Origin of the sequence: Providencia sp. JGM181 (assembly GCF_018257375.1) — a bacterium.
Lineage (GTDB): Bacteria > Pseudomonadota > Gammaproteobacteria > Enterobacterales > Enterobacteriaceae > Providencia > Providencia lanzhouensis.
In genome coordinates this window covers 1-1,321 of record NZ_JAERJY010000268.1, presented here as the reverse complement: position 1 = coordinate 1,321, position 1,321 = coordinate 1, and the positions used below count along the sequence as shown (strand labels likewise).

Sequence of the window (1,321 nt, the reverse complement as noted above, 5' to 3'; positions counted from 1 at the left end):
ATTCTGAGGTATAGAATTATATGAATAACAAATACTTAGCTTCAATTGTTCAATTGGCATTATTTACTGTCTCTTTTCAATCTGCTGCATTTCAAAAAAATGAGTATAACCCGATCGTTTTTAATTTTGCTCAACTCTATGATTTTAATCCAGTTAAAGGCAATATCAAAGAACTGAATACCTTTGTTTATAATGAGGATGAAACCATTAATTATCAATCAGCATTAAAGGTCGGTCGTGATGGTTGTGTTGATAGTTTTACGATGAAACAAAAAAAAGATGAGTATTTAAATAGCATTGATAACTGGCTTTCAATCAAACGAGAAAAAAATAAATTAGTGGGTTCAGATGCAAATGGGCCTGTTGAAATGGAAGTGGCAGAGAATTGTTTGATTATTTCAAGAACTGATAGTAATGGAAAGTTAATATATCAGTACAATAATGATGGAATAATTATCGGCTCAATGAGTGCAGAACCTAAAGTTCAATACAGTGAAAACACATATAACGAGAATAACCTTCCTGAGACGATAAAATATTATAAAGATAATGTTGTTTTCTCTGAAAGTATCATTAGTTACGGCAAAGACATAACTAAGCCATTTGATCTTCAAATGGAAATTAAGGCACTTGGTTTGCCAATCTTAGTTGTCGATTCTAAATGTGATTATGACGAGCAAAATATTGCACACAAATGCAACTTTATACTCACAATCGTATCAAATGGAAAAACAATAAAGTTACCGAAAAGAAGTATTACGGAAACCGTGTTTTACTAGCGGACAATGCATTGAAGCAAATAGATTAAAGATATTTTGAAGAGAATTTAAAAGGGTAGTTAAATAAGCCCCTTACATAATAAGGGGCACTATTTTTATGCTTTTGGATCTGCGCCAAAACGGTTGTCGCCTTTAGTACCCTCTAAGCACATGAAGACGAGCAAAACGATCGCACCAAATGGGATAAATGAGATTAAATACCACCAGCCTGATTTTTCAGTATCATGTAAGCGACGTACAGATACAGCAATGGAAGGGACGATAGTGGCTAACGCATAGATCCCTAATAAAATTCCAGCGATCATTCCTAATCCACCCATTTCGCCTGTTGTGTAATCAACAGATGAAATGATCAATGCATATAGAACCATAATGATGATCATGTTAATAAGAGTAAACATCCAATACTCTTTACGTCTAGCACGACCTTCGAAATTAGCATAGTTATTTTTGATGACTTCTAAATACCAATTCATGTTTATTCCTTGACGAAAAATTGAGTGGTGAGTATAGGTAGAACTTAAATTTGTGTAAATCAGCAT

At 33.4% G+C, this 1,321-nt stretch carries 2 protein-coding genes; one reads left to right on the top strand and one right to left on the bottom strand.

Annotation, left to right across the window (positions count from 1 at the left end; all coding sequences use genetic code 11):
• Window positions 1-20: 20 nt before the first annotated feature.
• Window positions 21-779, top strand: a complete 759-nt coding sequence (locus JK188_RS17425; RefSeq protein WP_211885844.1) for a YnfC family lipoprotein — start codon at window positions 21-23, stop codon at window positions 777-779.
• A 95-nt stretch (window positions 780-874) separates the two neighbouring features.
• On the opposite strand, the gene JK188_RS17420 is transcribed toward JK188_RS17425, so the two are convergent.
• Window positions 875-1,255 (bottom strand): DUF805 domain-containing protein, encoded by a 381-nt coding sequence (locus JK188_RS17420; protein WP_036953139.1) that lies wholly within the window; start codon window positions 1,253-1,255, stop codon window positions 875-877.
• Between the last annotated feature and the right edge of the window lie 66 nt (window positions 1,256-1,321).

Excerpts from the sequence above, each read along its gene's own strand:
- JK188_RS17425 (WP_211885844.1), top strand. The coding sequence starts at position 21 with ATGAATAACAAATACTTAGCTTCAATTGTTCAATTGGCATTATTTACT.
- JK188_RS17420 (WP_036953139.1), bottom strand. The coding sequence starts at position 1,255 with ATGAATTGGTATTTAGAAGTCATCAAAAATAACTATGCTAATTTCGAA.